General features: G+C 66.9%; 4 protein-coding genes and 1 pseudogene. All 5 read left to right on the top strand.

Going from position 1 to position 4546, the window contains the following annotated elements:
- Positions 1–259: pseudogene (locus EG885_RS21820) on the top strand (serine--glyoxylate aminotransferase); the annotation flags it as partial.
- Positions 259–1236 carry a beta-hydroxyaspartate dehydratase BhcB gene (gene bhcB / locus EG885_RS21825; protein WP_207392385.1) on the top strand — a complete coding sequence of 326 codons (978 nt, stop codon included), beginning with the start codon at positions 259–261 and terminating at the stop codon, positions 1234–1236. The pseudogene EG885_RS21820 and the gene bhcB, both read left to right, overlap by 1 nt.
- Positions 1233–2396: a 3-hydroxy-D-aspartate aldolase BhcC gene (gene bhcC, locus EG885_RS21830; protein WP_131578879.1), complete on the top strand. Its 1164-nt coding sequence runs from the start codon at positions 1233–1235 to the stop codon at positions 2394–2396. Before bhcB ends, bhcC begins: the two co-directional genes overlap by 4 nt.
- A gap of 30 nt (positions 2397–2426) precedes the next feature.
- Complete coding sequence (gene bhcD / locus EG885_RS21835; protein WP_131578881.1) at positions 2427–3395, top strand: iminosuccinate reductase BhcD; 969 nt, start codon at positions 2427–2429, stop codon at positions 3393–3395.
- Between the two features lie 90 nt (positions 3396–3485).
- The gene (locus EG885_RS21840) at positions 3486–4469 is read left to right on the top strand and encodes an AAA family ATPase (protein WP_415639391.1); all 984 of its coding nucleotides are present in this window, start codon (positions 3486–3488) and stop codon (positions 4467–4469) included.
- Positions 4470–4546 lie beyond the last annotated feature (77 nt).

The raw sequence follows: 4546 nt of genomic DNA on the forward strand, positions 1-4546 counted from the left end.
CGACGCGAACCGCATCGTCGGCCATGCGCTGAATGCCTATGGCGTGGCCTTTGGCACGGGTCTGGGCGATGTGGCGGGCAAGGTGTTCCGCATCGGCCATCTGGGCATGCTGACCGATGTGATGGCCCTGTCCGGCATCGCCACCGCCGAGATGGTGATGGCCGATCTGGGCCTGCCGGTGACGCTTGGGTCGGGCGTGGCGGCGGCGCAGGATCATTACCGCCACAGCATTCCCGAAGCCCAGAAGGCGGCGGCATGATGAAGGACGCAGCGATGCAGATCCCGACCCTTGACGACGTGCGCAGCGCCCGCGACCGGATCAGGCCGCATGTCCATGTGACCCCGGTCCTGACCAGCCGGATGCTGGACGAGATGACCGGCGCGCAGCTTTTCTTCAAATGCGAGAACCTGCAAAAGGCGGGCGCCTTCAAGGCGCGCGGCGCCAGCAATGCGGTCTTTGGCCTGTCGGATGCGCAGGCCGCGCGGGGCGTGGCCACGCATTCCAGCGGCAATCACGGCACCTGTCTGGCCTATGCCGCCGGGCGGCGGGGCATTCCCTGCACGGTCGTCATGCCCCACACCGCCCCGCAGGCCAAGAAGGACGCCGTACGCGGCTATGGCGCGCGGGTGGTGGAATGCGACCCCTCGACCACCTCGCGAGAGGCGGTGTTCGCGCGGGTGGTGGAAGAGACGGGGGCCGAATTCGTGCATCCCTATAACGATCCCCGGGTGATCGCGGGGCAGGCCACCTGTTCGGCGGAAATGATCGAACAGATCGACGCACTGGGCGCGGTGATTGCGCCCATCGGCGGCGGCGGCATGGTGTCGGGCACCTGCCTGACGCTGTCGGCGCTGGCGCCGGGGGTGCGCATCTATGCCGCCGAGCCGGAACAGGCCGACGATGCGATGCGCAGCTTTCGCGCCGGTCACATCATCGCCGACGATGCGCCCGACACGATCGCCGACGGGCTCAAGGTGCCGCTGAAGGATCTGACCTGGCATTTCGTCCAAGCCCATGTCACCGATATCCTGACCGCATCCGAGGATGAGATCGTCGAGGCGATGAAACTGATCTGGAAACGGCTCAAGATCGTGGCCGAACCGTCCAGCGCGGTGCCGCTGGCGGTGATCCTGAAGAACCCATCGGTCTTTGCCGGCGCGCGCGTCGGTGTGATCATCACGGGCGGCAATGTCGATCTGGACCGCCTGCCCTGGAACCAAGGACAAACCCAATGAACGCCCATGCAGAATTCGCCGGTCTCGAGGTCGGCTATGACATCCCCGCGCTGCCCGGCATGGATCTGGCCGATGTCCAGACGCCCTGCCTGATCCTGGATCTGGACGCGCTGGAACGCAACATCCGCAAGATGGGCGATTACGCCCGCGCCCATGGCATGCGCCATCGGGCCCATGGCAAGATGCACAAATCGGTCGACGTGCTGAAATTGCAGGAACGGTTGGGCGGCGCCATCGGCGTCTGCTGCCAGAAGGTGTCCGAGGCCGAGGTGTTCGTGCGCGGCGGCATCAAGGATGTGCTGGTGTCCAATCAGGTGCGCGACCCGGCCAAGATCGACCGTCTGGCCCGCCTGCCGCTGCGGGGCAGCCGGATCATCGTCTGCGTCGATGATGTGGACAATGTGGCCCAGCTGTCGGCGGCCGCGCAGAAGCACGGCACCACGCTGGAATGTTTCGTGGAGATCGACTGCGGCGCCGGGCGCTGCGGGGTGAAGACAACCGAGGCGGTCGTGCAGATCGCCCGGGCCATCGACGCGGCGCCGGGGCTGAAATTCACCGGCATTCAGGGCTATCAGGGCGCGATGCAGCACATCGACAGCTTTGACGACCGCAAGGCGAAACTGGACGCGGCCATCGCGCAGGTCCGCGACGCGGTCGAGGCGCTGACCGCCATCGGGCTGGCGCCCGAACTGGTGTCGGGCGGCGGCACCGGGTCGTATTATTTCGAGGCCAATTCCGGCGTCTTCAACGAACTGCAATGCGGCAGCTATGCCTTTATGGATGCCGATTACGGGCGGATTCTGGACAAGGACGGGGCCCGGATCGATCAGGGCGAATGGGAAAACGCGCTGTTCATCCTGACCAGCGTCATGAGCCATGCCAAGCCGCATCTGGCGGTCGTCGATGCGGGCCTCAAGGCGCAGTCGGTGGACAGCGGCCTGCCGGTGATCCACGGGCGGACGGATGTCAAATACATCAAATGTTCCGACGAACATGGCGTGGTCGAGGATGCGGGCGGGGTTCTGGCGATCAATGAAAAGCTGCGCCTGATCCCCGGCCATTGCGACCCGACCTGCAATGTCCATGACTGGTATGTGGGCGTGCGCGGCGGCAAGGTCGAGGTGTTGTGGCCGGTCTCGGCCCGTGGCAAGGCGTATTAAGCGAACCCGACCCCAACAACAGGAAAACCCATGATTATTGTCCCTGAACGCGAAATCGCGGGCCTCGTCTCGGCATCCGATTGCTTTGTGGCGATCGAGGCGGTTTTTGCCGCGATGGCCCGCGACCGGGCGGTCAACTTCCCGGTCATCCGCGAGGCGATCGGCCATGCCGATGCGCTTTACGGGTTCAAATCCGGCTTTGATCGCGAATCCCTGGCGCTTGGGCTGAAATCGGGCGGGTTCTGGCCGCAGAACATGGACAAGGGGCTGACCAATCATCAGTCCACGATCTTTCTGTTCGATGCCGATACCGGGCAATGCCGCGCGGTGGTGGGGGGCAATCTGCTGACCGCGCTGCGCACGGCGGCGGCCTCGGCCGTGTCGATCCGGCATCTGGCGCGCAAGGATGCGCGGGTGCTGGGGATGATCGGCGCGGGGCATCAATCGACCTTTCAACTGCGGGCGGCGCTGGATCAGCGCAGCTTCGACAAGGTCGTGGCCTGGAACCTGCATCCTCAGGGGCTGGATCGTCTGGCGGCGGTCGCTGCCGAACGGGGCATCCCCTTCGAGGTGGTCGATCTGGACCGTTTGGGGGCCGAAGCCGATGTGATCATCACCATCACCTCGTCCTTCGCGTCGATCCTGAAGGCTGTGCAGGTCCGTCCGGGCACGCATCTGGCCTGCATGGGCACCGACACCAAGGGCAAGCAAGAGGTCGAGGCCGCGCTGCTGGCCCGCGCCACCGTCTTTACCGACGAGGTCGCCCAATCCGTCACCATCGGCGAGGCGCAGCATGCCGTCGGGCAGGGGCTGATCGCGGAAGGCGACATCGTGCAGATCGGCGCGGTCATCAATGGCGATCATCCGGGCCGGACCTCGGATGATCAGATCACGCTGTTCGACGGGACGGGCGTGGGGCTGCAGGATCTGGCCGTCGCCTCGGCCGCCGTGGATCTGGCGGTGCGGCGCGGGGTCGCCACCACGGTCGATCTGACCTGACCGCCGCGACTTTGGTCGCAGCGCGGTCCGCCTTGGCTGGCCATGGCCCCCCAAGTGGTTGCACAATCTGCAAGCACTGAGGGGGGCTTTATGGACGATCATTCCGACGCCGATCTGGGCATCGTCGATCCGGCGCGCGCCAGCGTCATGGCCGTGGCACGCGATGTGGCGGGAACGCTGATCGGTCACGACTGGCTGGTCGAACGCCTGCTGATCGCCTATCTGACCGGCGGGCATGTGCTGCTGGAGGGGCCTCCGGGCATCGCCAAGACGCGGGCGGTCAAGCAACTGGCCGCGCGCCTGCCGGGCGAACATGCCCGCATCCAATGCACGCCCGACCTGCTGCCCTCGGATTTGACCGGCAGTCAGATCTTTCGCCCCGAAACCGGCGCGTTCGATTTCATGCCCGGCCCGGTCTTTCACAACATCGTTCTGGTGGACGAGATCAACCGCGCCCCCCCCAAGGTGCAATCCGCCCTGCTGGAGGCGATGGCCGAGGGGCAGGTGACCACCGGCGGCGTCACCCGCCCGCTGCCCCAGCCCTTCATGGTCGTTGCCACCCAGAACCCGATCGAACACGAGGGCACCTTTCCGCTGCCCGAGGCGCAGATGGACCGCTTTCTTCTGCATCTGCGGCTGGATCTGCCGGGTGCCGAGGCCGAACGCGCCATCCTGGATCTGGTCGAGGCCGAGGGGCGCGGCGCCCCCGCCGCCGCCCTGACCCATGTCACCGCCGCCCAGTTGCAGCAGGCGCGCGCGCAGGTGGCGACGGTGGTGCTGGCCCCGGTGCTGAAAGATTTCATCATCCGGCTGGTTGTGGCGACCCGGCCCGGCGGCGTGCTCGCGGCGGCGGTCGAACATCCCGTCTCGCCGCGTGGCACGCTGGCCCTGGCGGCGGCGGTGCGGGCGCGGGCCTGGTTGCAGGGCCGCGATCATGGCCTGCCCGAGGATGTGCAGGCGCTGGCCCCCGACGCGCTGGCCCATCGGCTGGTGCCCAACTGGAAGGCCGCCAGCGAGGGGCAGGATGGCCGCGCCCTGATCGCCGAGGCCCTGCGTCAGGTCACCCCGTGGTAGGCGGATGGTGACCGGTTGGCAGACGGCGCCCGGCATCGCGCTGACGGTGCAGGCGCTGCTGGCGCTGCAGGCCGGAC

The sequence above is a fragment of the Paracoccus nototheniae genome (assembly GCF_004335005.1).
Taxonomy (GTDB): Bacteria; Pseudomonadota; Alphaproteobacteria; order Rhodobacterales; family Rhodobacteraceae; genus Paracoccus; species Paracoccus nototheniae.